This window comes from Candidatus Halocynthiibacter alkanivorans (genome assembly GCF_003333265.1).
Lineage (GTDB): Bacteria > Pseudomonadota > Alphaproteobacteria > Rhodobacterales > Rhodobacteraceae > Halocyntiibacter_A > Halocyntiibacter_A alkanivorans.
On record NZ_QOLB01000160.1, the window covers coordinates 1 to 21,913 of the forward strand.

Here is a 21,913-nt window from a genome sequence, read left to right on the forward strand (position 1 = left end):
CGGGCAATGAAATAAAGGATCACCCCCAGGAACGGACCCCAGAAATTCACCAGCCCGCCGCCAACCAGCACCATCATCACGATCAGGCCGGACTGATGCAGGCTCATGACATCGGGATAGGCACTTTCCTGAGCCATGGCGAACAGACCACCGGCCAGGCCGGCAAACATCGCCGACAGGGTAAAAGCCACCCATTTGAACCACCAGACCTCATAGCCGATGAACGACGCGCGGGTTTCATTCTGGCGGATCGCTTGCAGGATACGGCCAAAGGGCGAATTCACCGCGCGCCAGGTGAAAACAGTGACCACAATCACCAGCACTGCGACCAGGTAATAGAGCGCAGTATTGCCACCCAGATCGACACGGGTCAGCCCAAGGTTCAGGTCCGGACGCGGGATGTTCAGCAATCCGTCTTCCCCACCGGTGATCCCGTGAAGTTTGATCGAAGCGAACCAGAACAGCTGGCCAAAGGCGATGGTCATCAACGCGAAATAGATCCCGCGCCGGTGGGAGACAAAACTGGCCACCAGGGCACCGGCAATGCCGGCCACCAGCACCGCTGCCAGCAGCCCCCCGATCAGGCTCTCTGTGACATTGTGCTGAAACAGGCCAAAAGCATAGGCGCCAACACCAAGATAGGCGCCGTGGCCAAAGGAATGCAGCCCGGTATAGCCAAACAACAGGTTGAAACCGAGGGCGAAGATGATCCAGATACCGATCTCAATACCGATATACTGGTACAGGCCGATCGGGGCGATCCACAAAGGCAGGCTGAGCATAATAACTGCAAAGCCGATGATTTGCGGCGTGATCCACTGGCTCGAGCGCCGGGTGATGTCTGATAAGGTGCTCATGATCAGTTCTCCAGCGCGCTTTTTTTGCCAAGCAGACCACGGGTGCGGAACCCGACCACCAGGATCAGCAGGATATACATCGACATCATCGACCATGCCGGTGCATAGGCGCCGGTCAGCCCGACTGACAGGCCGACCAGTATGGCGGCAATCACCGAGCCCCAGAAGCTGCCGACACCGCCCAGAACGATGATCAGAAAGGCCGGGATGACGACATCGACGCCGACATGCGGCCGCAGACCCCAGATTGGCACCATGGTGACGCCCGCCAGACCGGCCAGACCAGCGCCGAGGCCGAATACCAACAACCGGAGCCGCGCCAGATTATATCCCAGTGCCCGCACCATTTCGCTGTCATGCGCCCCGGCTTTGATAATCGCCCCATAGGGGGTTTTTTCCAGAAACAGCCAGACCATGATGATGGCCAGCACTGAAAATCCGGCCGCAAAGAGTTTGTATTTTGAAAAGATCAGCCCGCCCAGCAGCACAGCACCGTTGATGGCCTGTGGCAATTGCAGATGTTGCTCGCCGGTGCCCCAGCCGAGACGGATCAGCTCTTCGATCACCAAAGCGGCGCCGAAGGTCAGCAACAGACCATAAAGCGGGATTTTTCCGTAGGTGCGGCGCAGGGCCAGTTCAAGCACCATTCCCGCCAGCCCGGCCAGTATGGGCGCGAGGATCAGGGCGAGGATATAGCGCGGCGTGACCGGCAGCGAGACCCACCACTCACCCAGTGCCGTTTCGCCAAACCATCCACCACCAATGATGGCGAGGGCAAAATAGGCGCCGAGGGCAAAAAGCGAACCATGCGCGAGATTGATAACCTCCATCACACCGACAATAAGTGTGAACCCGAGCGCGATGAGCGCGAAAAGCAACCCGAGAGTAAGCCCGTTAAAGAGATGTGGCACAAGCTGTGTCATTGTGTGTCCGGTGAAAATTAATTTCAGGGTTGCGCGGCCGGACGAACCAGCCGCGCAAAATGGCTTCAGGCGTCAAACGTCGGCGTATCGTCGTAAGATTCCAGCTGACAGGCTTCAGAAGCACCCGTGTCGCGGACATCATCAGGCGATACACTGTTCAGGATTTCAAACATATCGTCCTTATCGTCAGACCCGGTTTTCGCAGTTGCCAGATAGATCGACTGCTGCACCTGGTGGGTCTCGGGATCGATCCAGGCGTCATGATGCTGCATGCGTTCGCCGGCCGGCATTTTGTGGCCTTCCAGCTCCTTGATCACCGCGATGTTATTCGTGGTACCTGCGCGCTCGATGGCCTCCAGCATGTTCTTCATTGCCATGTAGCCATTGTAGAATACATTGCCCGGAACGCGCATCCGCGTGTCGGGATACATTGCCTGATAGCGCGCAACGAAGTCGTCAACACCCGGCAGGTCGAGTTTATAGTACCATGTGGTGCCAAAGACGCCGAACAGGTTGTCGAGCGGCAGGCCATAGACATCAGGCCAATCCTGCTGATTGTTGATCCAGGCAGGGCTGTTGCCCATGCCAAGCTGAGCCACTTGCTGCCGCAGGGCTTTCTGATCGTCGCCACCAATGGCCGCGGCGACCACATTCGGGCTGTCCTGCTGAATTTTAAGCAGCGCCGAAGAGAAATCGCGCGTGCCCTGTGGCACCAGAATTTCTTCTTTCACGGTACCGCCATATTGCTCAAGAAGTGCCCGTGTCGCAGCAGCGGTGTTGTGCCCCCAGACATAGTCATTGGTCAGCAAGGTCCACTGATCGCCAAAGCGGTCGATCGAATTTTTCACTGCGGCTTTGGCAAAGTTGGCACCATTGCCGTCCCAGACGAATTTTACCCGGTGACAGTTCTTGCCGGATTCAGTTGGCGAGGATGAGTTGGTGTTGAAATAAATCACCCCGTTTTTCTGTGCCACCTGGCTGATCGCGTTGGCAACGCCCGAGCTGACCGCCCCGATCAGGAAACCCGCCTCTTCGCGGTTGATCATGCGTTCAGCAACACGGCTGCCTGTCGCCGGGGTCGTTTCGGTGTCGATATGGGTGGATTCAATCTTGCGACCCAGCACGCCGCCCTTGGCGTTGAATTCGGCAATCGCCATCTGCATACCGCGACGATCGCTGGCGCCTGAGTTGGCATATTGACCGCTGGCATCCGAAGTGATGCCGATCTTGATCGGCTTGTCGGTACCCGCCGCGTAAACGCGGTTGTATTTCCAGGGCCCAAAAAAGACCCCCGTTGCGCCAGCCGCTACTGTGGTCTTCAACAGATGGCGCCGTGTCAGAATATTCTTAGCCATGTCATCCTCCCAAAAATGTTTGCGCCAGAGCGCAACTGAATCCGGCCATTGCCCGTCCGACCGGTTTGAATATTTATTCGATATTGTGAATGAAATTTTATTCAGACGTCAAGAAAAAACTGAATATTCTTTCTAATTCGCACATTTGCGGCTTGAAACAGAATAAATATTCGATCATGTTCGGGGTATGAAGTCTGATATTGCACGCGAACCCGATCCTTCCACCGAAACTTACGACGCGCTGCGCGCGCGAATCCGCGACGGATTCGACGATTTGTCACCGCACCTGCAGCGGCTGGCGCGGTCGGCCCTGGACGAACCCAACTTTTTCGCGCTGAACACAGTGGCCGTATTGGCTCAGCATGTCAGCGTGCAACCCTCCACCCTGATCCGCTTTGCCAAAGAGTTCGGCTATGGTGGCTTTTCTCAGATGCAGCGGGTGTTTCGCCTGAGACTAATTGAAGGGGCGCCCGACAAACGCGCAGAAATCTACGAAAACAAACTTGCCGGCGCGCCAGTCAAGAATATGAACCAGATTTTCGAGGGGTGTATCGACGAGTTGATTGCGTCGCTTGAAAGCGTCCGGGAAAAAACCAGTACCGATGATCTGGCCAGGGCCGTCGCGATGATCAAAGCCGCGTCCCATGTTCATATTGCCGGGTTGAGACGCGCCCGACCAATCGCGACCTACCTGGCATATGGCATTTCCAGATCCGAACAACATTGCAGCCTGCTCGATTTCGCCGGCGGCATGGCGGAGCAACAAGTCGTCAATATGAGGCGGGATGACCTGCTGATCTGCGTCAGCTTTCCGCCCTATACCCCCGCGGTTCTTGATGTGATCCGCGACGCGCATTTGCGCAGACGACCCATCATTGCGATCACCGATTCCCAGGAAAGCCCCCTAGCCAAAAATTCAACGCTGGCATTTCTTGTCGATAATGAATCGACCAGCCAGTTCAAACCAATCTCCGGTGCCATAGGCTTGGTTCAGGCCCTTTGCATTGGCCTGACAGAACAGAACTGACAGGTCGTGCCCCGACCGAAGCATTCGCCGTCAGGTGCCTGAAGTCAGCGCCAATGGGACCAGACAGACTGAATTGATATCAGTTGGTCCGCAGTTCGAGTCCGTGTGGGGGCACAATTTTTCAATTTCATTTAATCCGATGACATCCGTTTAGCGCTGCTATATGTTTGTTTTCATGTTGTTATAGTCTGGTATCGTCCGAAACCGTATTTTGACATCCTGACGATTTGGGGGTGCAATTGGGGGTATGAATGGGGGTATTGGGCCGGATTAAAAACGGGATACCCCCAGATGGCGCTTACAAACGTGCAGGTGAAGAATCTTAGGCCCCGAACGAAACCGTACAAGGTTTCCGATTTTGACGGGCTTCATGTGCTGATAAACCCGGGCGACTCAAAGCTGTGGCGGTTTAAGTACCGTATAATGGGTAAAGAGCGGCTGCTCTCTATTGGCGCCTGGCCGGAAGTCTCCCTGCTTCAGGCCGGCACTGTGCGTGAAGATGCCCGGGCGAAGTTGGCGCTGGGCGTGGATCCGTCAGGTTATCGGTGACGCTTTTGAAGCCGTCGGATTGGAACGTTTCAGGCCTCACAGCTTCCGTAAAACTCTCGCTTTTTATGGAGACGAGATATGTGAAACCTGTGAGGTCTTTAAAGCCTGGTCGATGAATCTTGGGCATGAGGATATGGCGACGACTATTTCCTCCTACATGCCCGTATCAGTGCAGCGTCAGGGTGAGATTATCCGGGGGTTGAAAGTTAAGTCACTCTAAGACAATTGGCCGTCGGAATAATTTGCGCAAGTAAGCCAAAGGCCAGGTGCCGGATTCTCCGGCAGACAGATGAAACGCAGTAGGATGCTGTATTTCGTCGATTTTTTGTATTTCACAATCTCTGAAACTTTCCGGAAACCCAGTACCGATTGGTAACAGTTGGTCGCCGTGAGCCCCACCTAATGTGATGCATCCGACCGCATCTACTCAATAACCGCTAATTTGAATATTTCCTATGGCAGAGGAAAGTGGTCCGATTGCTGCACCAGGCACATTTTGACGAGAAGGGCGGAACGCCGCCATTCACCGCGCGTCGCACCAAAGCCTGCTGTGCGGACAAAGCCGCCGCTGGGTCTTCACAACTCCATGTGGCGATCACGGTCCGATGCCGTCGGTGGACTCGTCCAACTATTTGCGCCGCTGCGTTTGAAAGCAGCCGTTGATTTCGCTTGCAGCATAATTCGCGGAATTGAGAGCCAATGGGTAGACGGCTCCGCTGCTGGAGCCTAAATTGCAGCACAAGCCTCGCCAAACTTTGTTATTCGCCGTAGCGCGGCAATTTGACTGCAATACGGGATGCAGTCGTTTGCTGAGAGCGCGACATCTCCGGGGCAGTTTCACCAAATCTGAACGCAACGGAAAATGTTCAGGGCCAGGCGACAAGAGAGCACTGTTATCTATTACGGCCCGACGGTTAACATAGCAGCACCGACTGCAGTGCCTGTTGACGCAAGGAGATCGGATTTAACCGGGCGGTTGGTCAGTGCCGCAAGGTGGGAAGTGAAAACGCCGTTTTTGCAAAATGGACCTTCCACATAAATCGGCCCCTGCGCCCCGATCAAATTCAACCGGATTTCCGTCTCTTCAGCCAGAAAAACCGAGACGAGCGCCGTCTTCTCACCAACGGACAATGCATCAGGATTTGCAGACCAATGCGTTTTTTGTTCGAGGTTGGCTGGGAGCACCCTGACGCCGGACAACAGGGCAGATTTAATTTCCTCCGGCGTTGGCTCAGCCGATTCAGATCCCAACAAATCTTCAAAATCCCGCCCGCCCATGAACCTGGCGGTGGGAACAGGGCCGCCAAGGGCATCTACATTTACCAATGTATCCTGCGCCGGGTTCAGACCCTCAACCGGGGTTCCAAGAGCCATGACGATAACCCATGTGCCAGAGGACACCACACTTACCGGGCGCTCATTGCGAAGCACATATGGCAGCAGCGAGGCGTTTGAATCGTGCATGCCGCAATAGATCGGAATGTGGCCAGACAGGCCTGTTTCTTCAGCGACCCCGGGCACTAAGGGGCCGAGACATTCGAATGCAGACCTCAGCGGTGCCATCTTTTCCAACCAACCGCGCCGTGTGACAAGGTCCGAATAAGATCCAGATCCGGGTTGCCACAGGTCGGTATGACAGCCAAGGGATGTGACTTCGTTGGCGGCCACACCGGACAGGCGAAAGGCCCAGTATTGCGGGTACATCAGGACTGTCTGAACCTTTGAGAACTTGTCCGGGAATTGGCTTTCCAGCCAGTATATCTGAGCGCCGGTATTCAGCCCACCAGCAAGGCCTGGTGACCCGGTCTGGCGAAAATCCGGGCGAATACGGTCATAGTCTTGGCGTGCTGAGTCGATGCCTGTGTATTCGTAGTCGAGCACCGGAAAAGCCAGCTGCCCGGTTTGATCAAGCAGAACAACCGTTGCGCCGTGCGTGGTGACCGAAATGGCGTCTACGCGATGCAGCGCGTGTAATTCGCGGAGCGCCCTGAGCAGAAATTCCCAAATCCTGTCGATATCAAAATGTGGGTATGGCCCATCATCCAGCACCCTGTTCGAAATCTTCCGTACAGCAATTTCTGTCCAGCTTTCGGTCTCAACAACAGCAACTTTTACATTGGTCTTGCCAATGTCGATAACGGCTACGTTCTTGTGTTTTGGCATGCCGGCTATTCCAGATGAAAGACGCGGTTGAGGGGGGTAACCACTGGTGAATTGTCGGGATTGACCTCCATAATATCGGCCATATGTGCCCACCAGCGTTGCATGATCTCTGCCTCTGGCAATGCCTCCAGGGCATGGGTGTCTTTGCACCAGAGAACGCCGAACAGAGTGTCCGTGTCAGCGTCAAGATAGATCGAATAGTCGCTGACGCCAGCATCCTTCAGCAACGCAGCCAGGTCAGGCCAGATGGCATCATGGCGACGGATATACTCGTCCCGGCAACCTTTATTCAGGCGCATTCTGAAGGCATATTTTTCCACACTTTATCCCTTCCGGACCCGGCGATAGACGATCGGCAGGGCGATCACCGAAATCAGCAACAAACCTATGAAAATCGACATCACAATTCCCGGTACATTCAGCAGGCCAAAGCCAAAAGTGACCATGCCGACGATCAGAGCTGCAATGACGACTCCAACGATTGTTCCTGATCCACCCAGGATACTAACACCTCCAAGAACCACCATCGTGACGATTTCCAGCTCCCAGCCGGTTGCAATAGACGGGCGGGTCGATCCCAGCCGCGAGGTCAGGCATACAGCCGCAAGACCTGACATCAAACCGGTGAGCATAAACAGGATCATTTTGACCCGGGCGACCCGGATCCCCGAAAACAGCGCAGCTGTCGGGTTGTTGCCAATCGCATATATTGCCCGACCAAAATTGGTTTTGTTCAGCAGTATGCCAAAAAGTACAGCCATGCCTGCAAACAGCACCAGTTCGAAGGTGATCACCCAATAGACATAGCCCTGGCCAAAAAAGGCAAAACTTGTTGGATATCCGTTAAAGGCCTTGTCGCCCAGAACCACAAAGGACAAGCCTCGGAACAGGCTCATCGTACCGATCGTGGCGACAATCGAAGGCAGGCCCATAACGGTGACCAGCACCCCGTTGAACGTTCCGCAGAGCACACCAACGATCAGGCCTATGGCAACCAATTCCGCTGTTCCTACGCCAAACTGGAGCGCATACCCCATCGCCGTTGACGCCAGTGCGATGATCGCCGCTACAGAGAGATCGATCTCGCCCGAAATGATGACCAATGCCATTGCCAGTGCGATCAACCCCTTTTCTGTGAAGTTGAAACTGGCATCAGACAAGTTCCATGCATCCAGGAAATAGGGTGAACTCAAGGAGTTAATCACGAACACTACTACTGCGACAGCCAACAACAGCGTTTCCCAGCTTTTCAGATGTCCCGAAAGGCGGCTGTTCAACCGGTCAGGGATAAAGCGGGCTTTGACGCCATCTTGCAGGTTCATACCAACGTCTCCGCACGTTTGAGAATAATTCGGCCCTTGGTCCGCTCAGAACGGACGTTCAGGGCGACGGCAACAATGATCGCGGTTCCTGAAATTGCCATTTGCCAGAATGGGGAAACATTGATGACAGGCAGCGCGTTGTTGATAATCCCGAGGAACAGAGCTCCCAAAACGGCGCCGCCTACCGAGCCGATGCCACCCGCAATAGAAACACCGCCAATGACACAAGCCGCGATGATGGAAAGTTCAAAGCCACCAGCGATGTCCACATAGGAGACGGCGTAGCGAGACACCCAAAGATAACCAGCCAGGCCGGACAATCCGCCTGCGATGCTGAACGCCACGAACCGTGTTTTGCCCACATCAATGCCAGTGTATACGGCTGCATGTGGATTGCCGCCGACAGCATACAAGGACCTCCCGAGGGGAAGCCGCCGGATTGCGAAGAAAGCAAGACCAATGGTTGCGATGGCCACCCAGGACAATACCGGCAGCCCTGCAAACACACTGCGTGGTAAGGCTTTAAAAGCGGCACTCATTTCGTGCGCATTCACCCAGGCCCCACCGGAAATCACGAAGACCAACCCGCGGTAAATAGTCAAAGTGCCCAGGGTGACAACGATTGGCGGGATGTCGAGCTTCCACACCAGCACTCCATTCATCGCGCCTAAGAATGATCCCAGTACAATCGCCAGACCAATCAGTGCCGTTATCGGAACGTCCGGAAACGAAGCATTAATCATCGCGACAACCATGCCGCACAGGGCAAGGTTGGATGCCATAGACAGGTCAATGCAACGGGTCAGGATCACCGCCATCTGGCCCAGTGCCAATATGATCAGGATGGACGTGTCGTTGAATACCAGCGCAAGATTGTTCGGTGCAATAAAGCCCGGGAACCGCAGTGCAATCCCTCCGGTCAGCAGAATGATCGCCAAGGCCAGCATTGTCTCACGGGACATCAGAATACGTTTCATGAGGCGACCTCCCCGATACCAGCTGCGGCGCGGACCAGGGCTTCAGCCGTGAGATCCTTGTGCGCCAGTTCATCGACCAAACGGCCTTCCCGCATAACTATAACCCGATCGGACATGCCGATTATTTCGGGGATTTCAGAGGAAACCATGATGATGCTTAGTCCTTGTGCAGCAAGTTCGGCCATAAAGCTGTGAACAGCGGCCTTGGAGCCGATGTCGATGCCCTTTGTTGGCTCGTCCAGAATGATTACTTTGGGCTGCGTCGCCAACCATTTGGCGATGACAACTTTTTGTTGATTGCCGCCCGAAAGATTGGCGACATCCTGGTCGAGCGATGCAGCCCGCAGGTCCAGTCGCGAGGTGTATTCGCGTGCCAGAGCGAACTCCTCGGCCAGTTTGATGAAGCCTTTGCGCGAGGTTCGCGAAAGCGAGGGCAAGGTCACATTCTGAAATATGGGAAGCCCGGCAACAGCCCCTTGCTTGCCCCTGTCCTCCGGGACATAAACGATGCCGTGTTGAATCGCCTGTGCCGGCGTTCGTATGACGGCGATTTGGCCGTCAACGCGCATTGCCCCCTTTGAGGGTTTGGTCACTCCGAACAGCGCCTGCATAACTTCGCTGCGCCCCGCCCCGACGAGACCGTAGAAACCAAGAATCTCACCTTTGTTCAGCGTGAAACCTATGTCTGCAAATTCCGTCGGGTGATCATAGCCCGAAACGGTCAAAACCGGTTCGCCAACCACAGGCGTGCGGTCTGGGAAAATCTGGCTGACTTCCCGACCCACCATCAGCTGGACAAGGGCGTCCGAATTTGTATCTGCGATTTTACCTTCGCCAACCATTTGCCCATCGCGAAAAACTGTAAACCGGTCGGCGAGACGAAATATCTCATCAAACTTGTGGCTGATAAACAGGATCGCCTTTCCTTCGGCTTTCAGGCGGTCAACCAGAGCATACAGCTCCTGGATTTCCTTGTGTGACAGCGCCGCAGTCGGCTCGTCCATGACCACCACCTGCGCATCGACTGACAAAGCCCGCGCAATCGCAACAAGGTGTTTGTTGGCAATGCCCAGTTCTTTCAACGGGGCGGTCGCATCGATGTCGGCGCCAACACGGGCCAGCAGATCGTGTGCCTTTGAATTCAGTTTTTTCCAGTCGATCAAACCGCGGCGTGTAAGCGGCGCGTGGCCGATGAAAATGTTCTCGGCGACCGAAAGCTCGTCAAACAGCACTGTTTCCTGGTGGATCGCGGTAATTCCGTGGCCACTTGCCGCGGTGGCAGTTGCGAATGTAACGGGTGTGCCATCAATCAGGATTTCTCCGCCGTCGGGTTGGTAAATGCCGGTCAGAACTTTGACCAAAGTTGATTTCCCCGCGCCGTTTTCACCGACCAGGGCTGTAACTTGTCCTGGGTAAAGCGACAGCGAGACCTCTGACAGGGCCTTTACACCGGGAAAGGATTTGGTGATGGCCGATAGTGTTAGAACCGGGCGGGCAGTCATCGGGAAGTCCTTCACCGATCAGGCACCGGGGGCGTGACCAGATTAGTTAATTGGGTAATGAAGCCGCCCCCAACAGGGTTGAGGGCGGCGTTTTAGCCTGGTGATCAGAAGATGTCTTTGAAATCGTGAACGTTTGACGCGTCATAGACAAACGGGTCCGACATAGCGCCTGCGCGTTCGTCATCCAGCATAACATCGCCCATGCGACCCATCGGGATGGATTTTCCTGCCTCAGCAACAGCTTTGTCCGTGGCCAGATTGTAAGCAATCATCGTTGCAGCATACCCCAGATCAATCGGGTTCCAGATCGCGAAGGATTTGGAGGCGCCGCTGTCGATATGCCCGGCCATTTCGGATGGCAGAGCAAGGCCAGTGACGTTGATTTCACCGATTTTACCCGCATCTGTCACCGCTTGTGCAGCAGCAACAATACCCACTGTTGTCGGCGCAATGATGGCTTTCAGGTCAGGATAGCTGGCCATGAGCCCCTGGGCTTCGCGGTAGGATTTGTCTGCCAGGTCGTCGCCGTATACTGTCGCGACAACATTGATGCCCGGATAGTTTCCAGTCACCATGTTCATCTCGTCGATCCAGATATTCTGGTTTGTCGCAGTGGCCGAGGCCGACAGGACCGCGACATCGCCACCGTCAGGCAAGTGATCCGCGGCGAGTTTGATGATCATATTGCCGATCAGTGGATTTGACGAAGGGTTCAGGTGCATCTGGCGACCCGCAGGTGCCACACCGCTGTCCCAGGAGATCACGGTGATCCCACGATCCATTGCCTTTTTCAACGCCGGAACCAAAGCGTCCTGATCGTTGGCGGAGATCGCAATTGCGTCGACTTTCTGCGCGATCAGGGCGTTGATCACTTCGATCTGACCTTCGGCAGTGGTATCTGTCGGGCCGGTATAGATGATCTCGACACCGCCAAGCTCAGCGGCTGCTTCTTCGGCCCCTTTGGCGGCGGCTTCAAAGAACCCGATCCCCAGGGCTTTTACGACCAGCGCAATACGCATTTCTTCGGCCGAGGCAGCGCCCCCGAACATGGTCGCCGCGACGACCGCGGACGTGAGTAACTTCTTCATAACGCTCATGATATTTCCTCCCATAGAGCTTGGTTTGTTCAGCTGGTTTTTTTTGCTGTTTTTTCTTCTTCCTGGACATCCACGACAATCAGTTGCACGCCGGCGGCGTCCAGCATTCGTGCCGAAGCATCTTCTATTCTGTCGTCAGTGATGACGGTCGAAATCCGTTCCAGACCACAAAGGATCAGGCTGGAGCGCATTTTGAATTTGGTTGAATCGACAAGTACGATGAGTTCATCGGCCTGATTGATCAACTTGTGCTCGGCCTGGATCAGCAAAGGGTCCGCCTCCATCAGACCCAGTGGACCCAACCCCTGCGCGCCCATGAACATGCGTTTCGCATAGAAGTTGCGTGTCACATCATTTTCGAAAGGCGACAGTATAATGTTCTGCTCGCGGTAAATAACACCGCCTGAAAGCATCACAGTATTCTTGGAATTGTGCAGCAGATGCTCCGCGATCGGGAACGAGTTGGTAAAGACCTGCAGACGTGCGCTGGCCAGGTGATGCACCATTTGGTAGGTCGTTGTCCCGCCATTGATAATTATCGGGTCGCCGTCTTCACACAGCTCAACTGCACGCTTCGCGATTGCACGTTTTTGTATTGCGTTGGCCGTCTCATTTACTTTGAACGTACGCCCGGCAAGACCCACAAACTGCGGTGGGTGCAACGCTTCAGCCCCGCCGCGCACGCGCCGGAGCTTCTGCTCCATGTGCAACGCCGCGATGTCCCGGCGGATGGTGGCCTCAGACGAACTCGTCAGCGCAACAAGCTCCTGCACGGTGGCAACGGGCCTTTCCTGCACAGCAGACAGAATCAATCGATGGCGTTCAACTTCAAGCATGTGTTCTCCACTTTTCACTGATGGTGGCTTCAGATGGGGTAGTTGTCAATCATAAACGGTCACCATCGGTCAAAAGTGACCATGCGGTGCGCGAAAATGACTGTTTATGATTGACAACTGTCAGGTTTGAGCAGACCTTATCCGCAAGTTCGACAGTAAAAAATAGCCCGAGGAGACGGCCATGGCCGACGTATCGCAATCCAAGTGCCTTGAAAATTTGTGGGATGTCAGCGCAGCCTCCGGGATGAGCGAGGCTGACAAACTGTTGTATCGTTCAAACCTTCTTGGTTCAGACATGCGCGTCACAAATTATGGTGGCGGCAATACGTCTGCAAAGGTGATTGAGGCTGATCCGTTGACTGGTGAGCCCGTCGAAGTACTGTGGGTCAAAGGGTCTGGCGGCGATATTGGCTCCATAAAAATGGGCGGATTTTCAACCCTCTACATGGAAAAGCTGCTGGCGCTCAAGGGCATTTACCGCGGGCCCGAACATGAAGACGAGATGGTCGGATTCCTGCCCCATTGCACCTTCAATCTGAACCCAAGGGCGGCATCGATTGACACACCTTTGCACGCATACGTGCCGCGCAAACATGTGGACCACGTTCACGCAGACGCGATCATCGCCATCGCGGCGTCCGAAAACTCGCAAGAGTTGACGCAAGAGATTTTTGGCGATGATATTGGCTGGTTGCCATGGCGTCGGCCCGGGTTCGAACTTGGCCTTTGGCTTGGGACGTTCTGCGAAAACAACCCCAATGCACGCGGTGTGGTTCTGGGCAGCCACGGTCTGTTCACCTGGGGCGATACCGCCGAAGAATGTTACGCGGTTACGCTTGAAATCATCAATCGTGCTTCGGTCTGGCTCGAAGACAGGTCCGAAGGCGTTGCCAGCTTTGGCGGTGCTGTGCACGCCCCGCTTTCCAAAGAGAACCGAGCAGAGTTTGCGGCCCGAATAATGCCGGTCATTCGCGGAATGATCGGGGCAGATGAACGCAAAATCGGACATTTTGACGATAGCGCTGCAACGCTTGAATTTGTCTGCTCCGCCCAGTTGATGCCACTGGCTGCACTCGGAACCAGCTGCCCTGACCATTTCCTGCGGACGAAAATCTGCCCGCTGGTCGTCGATTTTGATCCGGCAATCGGCGACATCGACAGCGCCATTTCCGGTCTTGAGGCGGCCATTGCCAATTACCGCGACGGTTATGCCGCCTACTACCAGAGATGTAAGCGTGACACGTCACCACCGATGCGCGACCCCAATGCGGTTGTGTATCTGATCCCTGGTGTCGGCATGATCACCTTCGCCAGGGACAAGTCTACCGCCCGGGTCTCGGCGGAATTTTACATCAATGCAATCAATGTCATGCGTGGCGCGTCTGCCGTGTCCACCTACGTAGGACTTGATGAGCAGGAAGCATTCGACATCGAATACTGGTTGTTGGAAGAAGCCAAACTACAGCGCATGCCCAAGCCCAAACCGCTGGCCGGCCAGGTTGCTTTGGTCACCGGCGGCGCCGGTGGCATTGGCAAGGCAACGGCGGTACGTTTCCTGCAGGATGGTGCCTGTGTCGTTCTGGCGGATATCGATGAAGAAAGTCTGTCTGTTGCCAGGTCCGAACTCGCGGGTGTATTCGGATCGGATTCAGTCCATGCCGCTGTACTGAATGTAACAGATGAAGACGCCGTCCATGCGACCTATCGAGACGCAGCAAAGACCTATGGGGGCGTAGATATTCTGATTTCAAATGCCGGCATTTCATCCTCGGCTCCGATTGAAGATACAGAATTGTCCATGTGGAACAGGAATATGGACATTCTGGCCAAAGGGTATTTCCTGGTATCGCGCGAAGCTTTCCGTACTATGAAAGTACAAGGCACCGGTGGCAGCATAATTTTCATTGCGTCAAAAAACGGTCTTGCCGCGTCACCAAATGCCGCCGCCTATTGCACCGCCAAAGCTGCGGAAATCCACCTGGCACGCTGTCTGGCACTGGAAGGGGCCGCGGACGGGATCCGGGTCAACACCGTCAACCCTGATGCGGTGTTGCGTGGTTCAAAAATCTGGACCGGCGAATGGCGTGAGCAAAGGGCCGCAGCCTACGCTATGGAGCCAACTGAACTGGAAGAGCATTATCGGAAAAGATCTTTGTTGAAACGAAGTGTTTTCCCGGAAGATATCGCCGAAGCTGCTTTCTTTTTGGCCTCTGACCTGTCGTCAAAGTCAACTGGCAACATTCTCAACGTCGATGCGGGCAATGCCCAGTCGTTCACACGCTAAGGACTGAAGTTATGATCGATGCATCCCTGATCGAAGCGGACAATGCGACACGCATGACGACCCTGGCTGAAGACTACGATGCCCTCGGCCATAATCTGGCACGTCGCAATATCGACATCGAAATGCTGACCAGAAAAATTGCGAACTACGGCGTCGCGGTGCCATCATGGGGAGTTGGCACCGGTGGAACCCGGTTTGCCAGGTTTCCGGGCGCGGGTGAGCCGCGGCATATCTTTGACAAGCTCGACGACTGTGGGGTGATCAACCAACTCACCTGCGCAACGCCGGATGTCTCGCTGCATATCCCGTGGGACAAGGCCGATCCGGCTGACCTGATAGCCAAAGCGAAAGAGGTTGGACTTGGCTTTGATGCTATCAACTCCAACACGTTTCAGGATCAGACTGACCAGCAACACTCGTACAAATTCGGCTCGCTTTCAAACACGGATGCCGCAACCCGGGCGCAGGCCGTCGAGCACAACCTGGAATGTATTGAAATCGGCAAAGCCATCGGGTCAAAAGCGCTGACAGTCTGGGTTGGCGACGGCTCCAATTTCCCGGGTCAAAGTAACTTCACCGGCGCGTTTGAGCGCTATCTTGATGGCATGAAGCAAATCTATGCCGGACTGCCGGCGGACTGGCGGTTGTTCACAGAGCACAAGATGTTTGAGCCTGCATTCTACTCAACCGTGGTGCAGGACTGGGGTACGAATTACCTGATTGCCAAAGAACTGGGAGAGCAAGCGTTCTGCCTTGTCGATCTCGGCCACCACGCTCCGAATGTGAACATTGAAATGATCGTCGCCCGCCTCATTCAGTTTGGCAAACTCGGTGGTTTCCATTTCAACGATTCAAAATATGGCGACGATGACCTGGATACCGGCAGCATCGATCCTTATCGTTTATTCCTGGTGTTTAACGAATTGGTGGACGCTGAATTGCGTGCACCGGAGGGATTCAACCCGGCCCATATGCTGGACCAGTCACACAACGTAACCGACCCGATCGAAAGCCTGATGAACAGCGCTATGGAAGTCCAGCGCGCTTATGCGCAGGCCTTGTTGGTGGACCGGAAAGCGCTTGCCGGATATCAGGCAGAAAACGACGCTCTGATGGCCAGTGAGACGCTCAAAACTGCGTTTCGGACGGACGTCGAGCCAATCCTCGCGATGGCGCGTCAGAAACACGGCGGCGCGATCGCACCGCTCTGGTGTTACCGGGCCTCCGGCTATCGCGCACTTGTTGCTGACATGCGGCCCGCCCAGTCGGGCCTCGGAGGCGGGATCGTCTGACCCGGGCAGCCGACCGGGGAATAGATGGAGAGCGCGTCTGTCAGGTGGGGTCGTGTTCGCATTCAAAAATACGCAGGCGCCACGACGCAGCTTGGGCACATCGCGTGGAGGCACCATTGCCAGGCCCCATGCATTCAGCATCGCGCCTGGCAATGGCGATTGTATGAAAAAGAAATCCAAAGGATCAACTCAAAACCTGCGTTCCCACCGTTCCGGTTGTTTTGCGACCGTTTGTGCGGCCCTTCGATGAACTGATCTCGAATTTTGTGGGCCGATGCGCACGGAGACACGCTTCCTGGCGAGTTCGTCAAACTGGATCTTATTCCATAAGATAAGCCCATCAAGTGTCTTGGCCGTTTGAGGCAAGATGCTCTTACCAGAAGGGCGGAGTTCCGTCCTTCGCCGCGCGTCGCACCATTGCCCGCTGTGCGGGACAAACCTGACATTGCTTCGGCAAAGAACCCGTTGAATTAGGCGTTCGCCTCAGCGCCGCCGCAAAGTCCCAATTTCCTGGGTTTCCAGGGCCTCTATTCGTTTTGCGAAAGTTTCGAGAAATGCCATTGCAACATCCACGCGACGCGGGGTGAATCTGCGGTCGGGCCGCACAATGTGAATTGAACGGTCGGTGTGCCAGAAGTCATACAGAATCGGCGTCAGCGCCCCGTTAGAGAGCGTGTTTCCAAACCCTCCAACCGCCATGTAGGCAACGCCCAGCCCCCGGGCGCAGGCATCAAGTATTGCCGGTCCTGAATTCAGGCCAAGTCGCCCTGCAACAGTGACATCCAAAGGCTTGCCATTTTCCGCAAATCGCCATGCGTTGGAATGGGTCAGAATGCATTGATGATCCTTCAATTCAGTGGGATGCAGAGGTTCACCGTTCTTGGCCAGATATTCAGGCGACGCGGCTGCAACCCTTGTCCTCGAAGAAAGAGGCCGCGCTATCAGGCCGCTGCTTTGCATAGGGCCAGCCCTGATTGCGAAATCATACCCTTCGCGAAGAATATCAACCTGGCGTGCGTTGAAGTCGATCACAATTTCGACGTCCGGATGCTGAGCTGCCATTTCATTCATTGCAGGCCCAACAACCTGATCCGCGAAGGAACCGGAGAGCGCCGCAATCCGCAAACGACCGTCCAAATTGCGTTGAGCGCTCGACACTTCAGATAGCGCGGCTTCGAGATCGTCCGCGATTTTTCCGGAACTTTTGCTCAGGGTTTCTCCGGACTGTGTCAGGTGGACCGAACGTGTGTTTCTCTGGAAAAGCTTGGTGCCCAGCCGTGCTTCCAGCCGTGCAACCTGCCGGCTGACATGGGGAACAGACACGCCCAGAATTTTCGCCGCGCCTGTGAACGACCCTGCGCGCACCACCGCAAGAAACTCGGTCAGTCCATCAAAATTCATCATTACCTCACAGTAATAGTTTGTTACCGGATCGACATCTAGTGGAAGCTTTCGGTAATAACAATATTGCAGTCAGATGAAATGCAAAGGAGCGACAACACATGACCGCAACACTTTTTGACCCCATCCAACTGGGCGATTATTACCTGAAAAACCGCGTCTTTATGGCACCGATGACCCGGGCACGCACCGGACCGGCAGGCATACCAGATGAACTTGTGGCGATCTATTATGCCCAACGGGCCAGCGCCGGTCTGGTCATCTCAGAAGCGACGGCAGTTCACCCGCGGGGAGATGGCTGGCCAGGCGCACCCGGTATTTATACCGATGAACAACAGGCGGGATGGGCAGCGGTTGCTGATGCTGTTCACGCTGAAGGCGGGCGCATCTTCATGCAAATCTGGCACATGGGACGGGCGGCCCTCTCCGAGAGCATCGAAGGGCAGAAACCTTTGGCGCCTTCTCCAGTCGCGGCAACAGGTGAAATCCCCAACAGCAAAGGTGTGCCAACCGCCTTTGACACTCCGGAAGCCATGTCCGCCGCTCAGATCAGGGAAGCCGTGTCGGCCTTCGCGACGGCAGCCCGCCGCGCAATCGATGCAGGTCTTGATGGTGTTGAAATCCACGCCGCCAACAACTTTCTGATCGACGCTTTCCTGCGGGATGGAAGCAACCGGCGAAGCGATGAATACGGCGGTTCAGTCGAAAACCGCAGCAGATTCCTGCTGGAAGTTGTTGATGCGGTCACTGCCGAGATTGGCGCGGGCAAGGTCGGCGTACGCTTTTCGCCCACCAATGCCGTCTTTGGAATCAGCGACGCCAATCCGGAGGCGATCTTCACTTACGCGGCGCGTCAACTCTCCAGACGCAACCTGGCATATCTGCACGTGCTTGAACCCGCGCTGGACAGCGGTAGCCCGATGTCTGCCGGTTTGCCGCTGCTCGCACCCGCCTTGCGGGAATCTTATGACGGGCTGATGATCCTGAATGGTTCACTCACACAACAAACTGGGCAACGTGCTTTGACCTCCGACGCGGCGGACGCCATCGCATTCGGTGTTCCATTCATCTCAAACCCAGACCTTGTTGAACGGTTCAGAAACAACATCGCTCTGAGTAAGCCGAACCCGGACACATTTTATGGTGGCGGTGCAGAGGGATACACTGACTACCCGGCCAAAGAACTCGAAAGCGCGTAAAAACTTAGATCATTCAGCCGCGCCTTGTTTCAAAGCGTGCGGCTGAACGGTTTTCGGTGCACCGGGTCATTTCATTTCAGTGACTGCCCGAGCACGAACTTGCCGGCTTAGGATGTGGCCTGAAACTCACCCAGACGCCTTACCGCAATCCTTCCGCCACTTTTGGGTTTGATCTGATCAAGCACATGCGCTTTCCACTCGGTGCTCACTGACCAATTGTGGGACAACCCACTTCGGCGCCAATTCACAGCGAGCTGCTCGATAGACCAAAATAGGGAAGCCGTTTTACCGCGCGGGTGAAGTCTATGAACAGCAGGAATAGTCCGGAAATAGCCGTGGCCCAACCGCGGCATTATCCGCACAGCAGTCGTTAGAACAAAACGCAGCGAACGGCTGGTCAGGGCCGTTCGTGACAGTGATGGCAGAGGGAAATGGTCCGATTGCTGCACTGCGCGCATTTCGGCAATATGGGCGGAGAGCCGCCATTCGCTGGGCGTCGCATCAACGCCTGTTGTGCGGACCGAGCCGCCGTTGACTAATGGCTGCTCCTGGATCTGGTCAGCTTTTCTTTTCCAATGCTTAGAGCTCTTTCGTAGAAACGGTTGCGTGCTTTTGCGTCTCTTCCCAACGGGCTATCAGTGCGCAGCCCAGCCCATCAAATCCGTCTTTGAGAAACTCGCATCCTACAACGCGGTCCAGGCGGAAATGGCGCAGATCGCGACGAAGCTCACACCATCCTGCAAGCATTGCGGTATCCACATAGTAGATTAGAACAAGCGGCCAGACGACACGCCCGGTAGGCGCGCCATTGGCGTCTTCGTAGTTCAGACTGATTTTGCGTTCGTTTCGTATGGCCGACCGTAAAGTGGACATGTCAACGGCAGGCGCCGCCACGACACCCCAGGAAGAGGCTATAAGCCTTTGTGTGCCAGGGGCTGCCTCGCTCAATTTTCGGGACGCCCGCTTTGCCGCGCGCCAAAGCCCAATGTCACCGGTCCGGGCGACCATGCTGAGGCCGACAGCCACAGCCTCGGCTTCATCAATATCAAAATTAATCGGAGGCAGGTCATAACCCTTGCGCATGACATAGCCGACGCCCGGCTCACCGAGGATGGGCGTTTGCATGGATTGCAGGGTTGCAATATCCCGATAGATCGTCCGTCGAGAGACCTCCAGCTCCTCGGCCAGTTCCCGAGCAAGAAGCGGGCGCTTTGCATGCCTGAGAAGTTGGATGATTTCAAAGAATCTGGTGGTCTTTCCCATAGGTTCGCCCCGGTGTTTTGCATGAAACGATCAAAACACTGCTGACACATAGTTGGCAACAGCATTGGAGTATCTCCCCAGGCAAACATATAACGGAGTTCTTTCATGTCTTTATCCCAGCACACAGCTTCTGCCCGCAACAACGGCGTTTCTCTTGTGATTATCTCGGCGTTGGTTTTCAGCACTGCAGGGGTTTTCACCAATGGCGTTGAGACCGACGCATGGGGGGTGATTTTCTGGCGAGGAGTGGCCGCAGCGGGCTTTACGCTGCTCTATATGGGAGCACGAGGAACGCTTGGCAGAGAAATTCGGGCGTTCGGGAAACCTGCGCTTCTTGTCACCTGTCTGATGGCGGCGGGCACGGCAGCCTTTATCCCTGCCTTCAAGCTGAGCAGCGTCGCGAATGTCGCACTGATTTACGCGGCCGCGCCGTTTGTCGCCGCCGGGTTGTCCTGGATGTTCATCAGGGAGGCCCCGGCACGAACTGTTATCATCGCCAGCATTGCTGCTTTTGCGGGCGTCCTGACAATCGTGTCCGGCTCTGTCGGCCAGCCACAACTCACAGGCGATGCGTTGGCCCTGTTCATGACCCTGATGATGGCCGGAACTATGGTGGTCTATCGTGCGCGGCCCGGGACCACGGCGGCTTTACCGGCGGCGCTGTCGTCCATCGCCCTGCTGCCCCTGGCGGCAATATTTGGCCAACCGTTTGAGATCCCTGCCAGTGAACTTCCTGTCTTGGTCCTGTTCGGGCTGGTTTTTGCAGTGGCATCTGTCACGCTTTCGGAGGGAGCCAGGCGGCTGCCGTCCGCCGAGACTGCATTGCTCTCGGCGCTTGAAGTACCGCTTGCTCCGATCCTGGCATGGGCGGTCCTGTCTGAAATACCTTCACTGCGGATTCTTGGCGGCGGTGCCGTTATTTTCCTCGCCGTCATCTGGTCCCAGCCCCGCAAGACCAACTAGGATCAATAGCGAAGGTGGTTATTCGCGCTTAACATAAATCGATCATTTTGGGTTCGCTCCAAACATTGCGCGGGACCCGATGTACTCACATCGTTCACTTATCGGAGGATCCTGACATGGCGACAGGACATAAATTGAATAGAACTCTCCGGGGGTTCATTGAGAGGCAGCCTGTCTTTTTCGTAGCGACAGCGGATCAAACAGGGCGCGTGAATGTGTCTCCAAAAGGTATGGACACCCTCAGAATCGAAGACGACAACAGAATTGTCTGGCTCAACCTGAGTGGCAGCGGCAATGAAACTGCAGCGCATGTGCAAGCCACTGGCCGCATGACACTGATGTTCTGCGCTTTCGAAGGCAACCCAATGATTCTGCGCGTTTACGGACAAGCAAAAACCTACCATCCGCGCGATGATGAGTGGAGTTCTTTAGCTTCAGAATTCCCCAAATTGGCAGGCAGTCGTCAGATATTTGAATTGGACATAGATCTCGTTCAAACGTCGTGCGGGACAGGCGTGCCAGTCTTAGAGTTCCGCAAATCTCGCGGAGAAGTGGACCTGGAACCTTACTATGCCGAGTTGGGCAGTGATGGCGTCCGGGAGTTTTGGCAGCGCAAAAACGTTGAGACGATCGACGGTCGGCCCACGGGCATACTAAAAGATTTGTGAACGCGAATGTAACTGCTCCTGTCGCCGGTATTGGTCAAGATAAGAACGCATTTGAATTTGTTAAGCGGACATTGGCTGCAGTCTGATCGAAGGTCGGTTATGGACCGTTCGAGACGGTTATTCTCGGCGTGGATCGCATCGAGGACGTGCGGCGGGCACAGATCCTGGCCCGCGCCACGTGCATGGTCTGCGGGCGGCGCGGCGCAGTTGATTTCAGGCAGCTATGGGCAACACC

At 55.3% G+C, this 21,913-nt stretch carries 19 protein-coding genes; 7 read left to right on the forward strand and 12 right to left on the reverse strand.

Annotated features, from left to right (window positions below):
* The 3 genes from DWA01_RS21295 to DWA01_RS21305 form a co-directional block, all read right to left on the reverse strand.
* Window positions 1-857, reverse strand: an 857-nt coding sequence (locus tag DWA01_RS21295) for a branched-chain amino acid ABC transporter permease (protein ID WP_136057801.1), incomplete at its 3' end; no start/stop codon positions are given.
* A gap of 2 nt (window positions 858-859) precedes the next feature.
* Window positions 860-1,780, reverse strand: coding sequence for a branched-chain amino acid ABC transporter permease (locus DWA01_RS21300; RefSeq protein ID WP_114287826.1), 921 nt, complete (start codon window positions 1,778-1,780; stop codon window positions 860-862).
* A gap of 65 nt (window positions 1,781-1,845) precedes the next feature.
* Window positions 1,846-3,135, reverse strand: a complete 1,290-nt coding sequence (locus tag DWA01_RS21305; protein ID WP_114287827.1) for an ABC transporter substrate-binding protein — start codon at window positions 3,133-3,135, stop codon at window positions 1,846-1,848.
* A gap of 187 nt (window positions 3,136-3,322) precedes the next feature.
* Between DWA01_RS21305 and DWA01_RS21310 the strand changes: the two genes are divergently transcribed.
* Together DWA01_RS21310 and DWA01_RS21315 are read left to right on the forward strand one after the other, a co-directional pair.
* On the forward strand, window positions 3,323-4,162 hold the full coding sequence (locus tag DWA01_RS21310) for a MurR/RpiR family transcriptional regulator (protein WP_114287828.1): 840 nt from the start codon (window positions 3,323-3,325) through the stop codon (window positions 4,160-4,162).
* A gap of 291 nt (window positions 4,163-4,453) precedes the next feature.
* The gene (locus tag DWA01_RS21315; protein WP_114287829.1) at window positions 4,454-4,711 is read left to right on the forward strand and encodes an Arm DNA-binding domain-containing protein; all 258 of its coding nucleotides are present in this window, start codon (window positions 4,454-4,456) and stop codon (window positions 4,709-4,711) included.
* Between the two features lie 900 nt (window positions 4,712-5,611).
* On the opposite strand, the gene DWA01_RS21320 is transcribed toward DWA01_RS21315, so the two are convergent.
* The 7 genes from DWA01_RS21320 to DWA01_RS21350 all read right to left on the reverse strand — a co-directional run bounded on the left by DWA01_RS21320 (window position 5,612) and on the right by DWA01_RS21350 (window position 12,608).
* Window positions 5,612-6,967 (reverse strand): FGGY-family carbohydrate kinase, encoded by a 1,356-nt coding sequence (locus tag DWA01_RS21320; protein WP_136057802.1) that lies wholly within the window; start codon window positions 6,965-6,967, stop codon window positions 5,612-5,614.
* Complete coding sequence (gene rhaM, locus DWA01_RS21325) at window positions 6,880-7,173, reverse strand: L-rhamnose mutarotase (protein WP_235008646.1); 294 nt, start codon at window positions 7,171-7,173, stop codon at window positions 6,880-6,882. Before rhaM ends, DWA01_RS21320 begins: the two co-directional genes overlap by 88 nt.
* 24 nt (window positions 7,174-7,197) lie before the next feature.
* The gene (locus tag DWA01_RS21330; protein ID WP_114287832.1) at window positions 7,198-8,196 is read right to left on the reverse strand and encodes an ABC transporter permease; all 999 of its coding nucleotides are present in this window, start codon (window positions 8,194-8,196) and stop codon (window positions 7,198-7,200) included.
* The gene (locus DWA01_RS21335; RefSeq protein WP_114287833.1) at window positions 8,193-9,173 is read right to left on the reverse strand and encodes an ABC transporter permease; all 981 of its coding nucleotides are present in this window, start codon (window positions 9,171-9,173) and stop codon (window positions 8,193-8,195) included. The genes DWA01_RS21330 and DWA01_RS21335 overlap by 4 nt, the downstream gene beginning before the upstream one ends.
* Window positions 9,170-10,675: a sugar ABC transporter ATP-binding protein gene (locus DWA01_RS21340; RefSeq protein ID WP_114287834.1), complete on the reverse strand. Its 1,506-nt coding sequence runs from the start codon at window positions 10,673-10,675 to the stop codon at window positions 9,170-9,172. Before DWA01_RS21340 ends, DWA01_RS21335 begins: the two co-directional genes overlap by 4 nt.
* A gap of 104 nt (window positions 10,676-10,779) precedes the next feature.
* On the reverse strand, window positions 10,780-11,772 hold the full coding sequence (gene rhaS, locus DWA01_RS21345) for a rhamnose ABC transporter substrate-binding protein (RefSeq protein ID WP_114287835.1): 993 nt from the start codon (window positions 11,770-11,772) through the stop codon (window positions 10,780-10,782).
* A gap of 29 nt (window positions 11,773-11,801) precedes the next feature.
* Entirely contained in the window at window positions 11,802-12,608 is an 807-nt protein-coding gene (locus DWA01_RS21350) for a DeoR/GlpR family DNA-binding transcription regulator (RefSeq protein ID WP_114287836.1), read from the reverse strand.
* 181 nt (window positions 12,609-12,789) lie between these two features.
* On the opposite strand from DWA01_RS21350, the gene DWA01_RS21355 reads away from it, so the two are divergent.
* The gene (locus DWA01_RS21355; RefSeq protein ID WP_114287837.1) at window positions 12,790-14,892 is read left to right on the forward strand and encodes a bifunctional rhamnulose-1-phosphate aldolase/short-chain dehydrogenase; all 2,103 of its coding nucleotides are present in this window, start codon (window positions 12,790-12,792) and stop codon (window positions 14,890-14,892) included.
* A gap of 11 nt (window positions 14,893-14,903) precedes the next feature.
* Window positions 14,904-16,184 carry an L-rhamnose catabolism isomerase gene (gene rhaI, locus DWA01_RS21360; RefSeq protein ID WP_114287838.1) on the forward strand — a complete coding sequence of 427 codons (1,281 nt, stop codon included), beginning with the start codon at window positions 14,904-14,906 and terminating at the stop codon, window positions 16,182-16,184.
* A gap of 483 nt (window positions 16,185-16,667) precedes the next feature.
* Here the strand turns inward: rhaI and DWA01_RS21365 are convergent, their stop codons facing one another.
* Entirely contained in the window at window positions 16,668-17,588 is a 921-nt protein-coding gene (locus tag DWA01_RS21365) for a LysR family transcriptional regulator (RefSeq protein WP_114287839.1), read from the reverse strand.
* A 98-nt stretch (window positions 17,589-17,686) separates the two neighbouring features.
* Here DWA01_RS21365 and DWA01_RS21370 point away from each other — a divergent pair, with 98 nt between their 5' ends.
* The gene (locus DWA01_RS21370; protein WP_114287840.1) at window positions 17,687-18,784 is read left to right on the forward strand and encodes an alkene reductase; all 1,098 of its coding nucleotides are present in this window, start codon (window positions 17,687-17,689) and stop codon (window positions 18,782-18,784) included.
* A gap of 579 nt (window positions 18,785-19,363) precedes the next feature.
* On the opposite strand, the gene DWA01_RS21375 is transcribed toward DWA01_RS21370, so the two are convergent.
* The gene (locus DWA01_RS21375; RefSeq protein WP_114287841.1) at window positions 19,364-20,047 is read right to left on the reverse strand and encodes a helix-turn-helix transcriptional regulator; all 684 of its coding nucleotides are present in this window, start codon (window positions 20,045-20,047) and stop codon (window positions 19,364-19,366) included.
* 105 nt (window positions 20,048-20,152) lie between these two features.
* Between DWA01_RS21375 and DWA01_RS21380 the strand changes: the two genes are divergently transcribed.
* Together DWA01_RS21380 and DWA01_RS21385 are read left to right on the forward strand one after the other, a co-directional pair.
* The gene (locus DWA01_RS21380; RefSeq protein WP_114287842.1) at window positions 20,153-21,010 is read left to right on the forward strand and encodes a DMT family transporter; all 858 of its coding nucleotides are present in this window, start codon (window positions 20,153-20,155) and stop codon (window positions 21,008-21,010) included.
* Between the two features lie 116 nt (window positions 21,011-21,126).
* Window positions 21,127-21,678, forward strand: coding sequence for a pyridoxamine 5'-phosphate oxidase family protein (locus tag DWA01_RS21385; RefSeq protein WP_114287843.1), 552 nt, complete (start codon window positions 21,127-21,129; stop codon window positions 21,676-21,678).
* The last annotated feature ends 235 nt before the right edge of the window (window positions 21,679-21,913 follow it).

Excerpts from the sequence above, each read along its gene's own strand:
- DWA01_RS21335 (WP_114287833.1), bottom strand. The coding sequence starts at position 9,173 with ATGAAACGTATTCTGATGTCCCGTGAGACAATGCTGGCCTTGGCGATC.
- DWA01_RS21355 (WP_114287837.1), top strand. The coding sequence starts at position 12,790 with ATGGCCGACGTATCGCAATCCAAGTGCCTTGAAAATTTGTGGGATGTC.
- DWA01_RS21370 (WP_114287840.1), top strand. The coding sequence starts at position 17,687 with ATGACCGCAACACTTTTTGACCCCATCCAACTGGGCGATTATTACCTG.
- DWA01_RS21305 (WP_114287827.1), bottom strand. The coding sequence starts at position 3,135 with ATGGCTAAGAATATTCTGACACGGCGCCATCTGTTGAAGACCACAGTA.
- rhaI (WP_114287838.1), top strand. The coding sequence starts at position 14,904 with ATGATCGATGCATCCCTGATCGAAGCGGACAATGCGACACGCATGACG.
- DWA01_RS21310 (WP_114287828.1), top strand. The coding sequence starts at position 3,323 with ATGAAGTCTGATATTGCACGCGAACCCGATCCTTCCACCGAAACTTAC.
- DWA01_RS21340 (WP_114287834.1), bottom strand. The coding sequence starts at position 10,675 with ATGACTGCCCGCCCGGTTCTAACACTATCGGCCATCACCAAATCCTTT.
- DWA01_RS21380 (WP_114287842.1), top strand. The coding sequence starts at position 20,153 with ATGTCTTTATCCCAGCACACAGCTTCTGCCCGCAACAACGGCGTTTCT.
- DWA01_RS21350 (WP_114287836.1), bottom strand. The coding sequence starts at position 12,608 with ATGCTTGAAGTTGAACGCCATCGATTGATTCTGTCTGCTGTGCAGGAA.
- DWA01_RS21385 (WP_114287843.1), top strand. The coding sequence starts at position 21,127 with ATGGCGACAGGACATAAATTGAATAGAACTCTCCGGGGGTTCATTGAG.
- DWA01_RS21375 (WP_114287841.1), bottom strand. The coding sequence starts at position 20,047 with ATGGGAAAGACCACCAGATTCTTTGAAATCATCCAACTTCTCAGGCAT.
- DWA01_RS21300 (WP_114287826.1), bottom strand. The coding sequence starts at position 1,780 with ATGACACAGCTTGTGCCACATCTCTTTAACGGGCTTACTCTCGGGTTG.
- rhaM (WP_235008646.1), bottom strand. The coding sequence starts at position 7,173 with ATGCGCCTGAATAAAGGTTGCCGGGACGAGTATATCCGTCGCCATGAT.
- DWA01_RS21365 (WP_114287839.1), bottom strand. The coding sequence starts at position 17,588 with ATGATGAATTTTGATGGACTGACCGAGTTTCTTGCGGTGGTGCGCGCA.
- rhaS (WP_114287835.1), bottom strand. The coding sequence starts at position 11,772 with ATGAGCGTTATGAAGAAGTTACTCACGTCCGCGGTCGTCGCGGCGACC.
- DWA01_RS21330 (WP_114287832.1), bottom strand. The coding sequence starts at position 8,196 with ATGAACCTGCAAGATGGCGTCAAAGCCCGCTTTATCCCTGACCGGTTG.
- DWA01_RS21315 (WP_114287829.1), top strand. The coding sequence starts at position 4,454 with ATGGCGCTTACAAACGTGCAGGTGAAGAATCTTAGGCCCCGAACGAAA.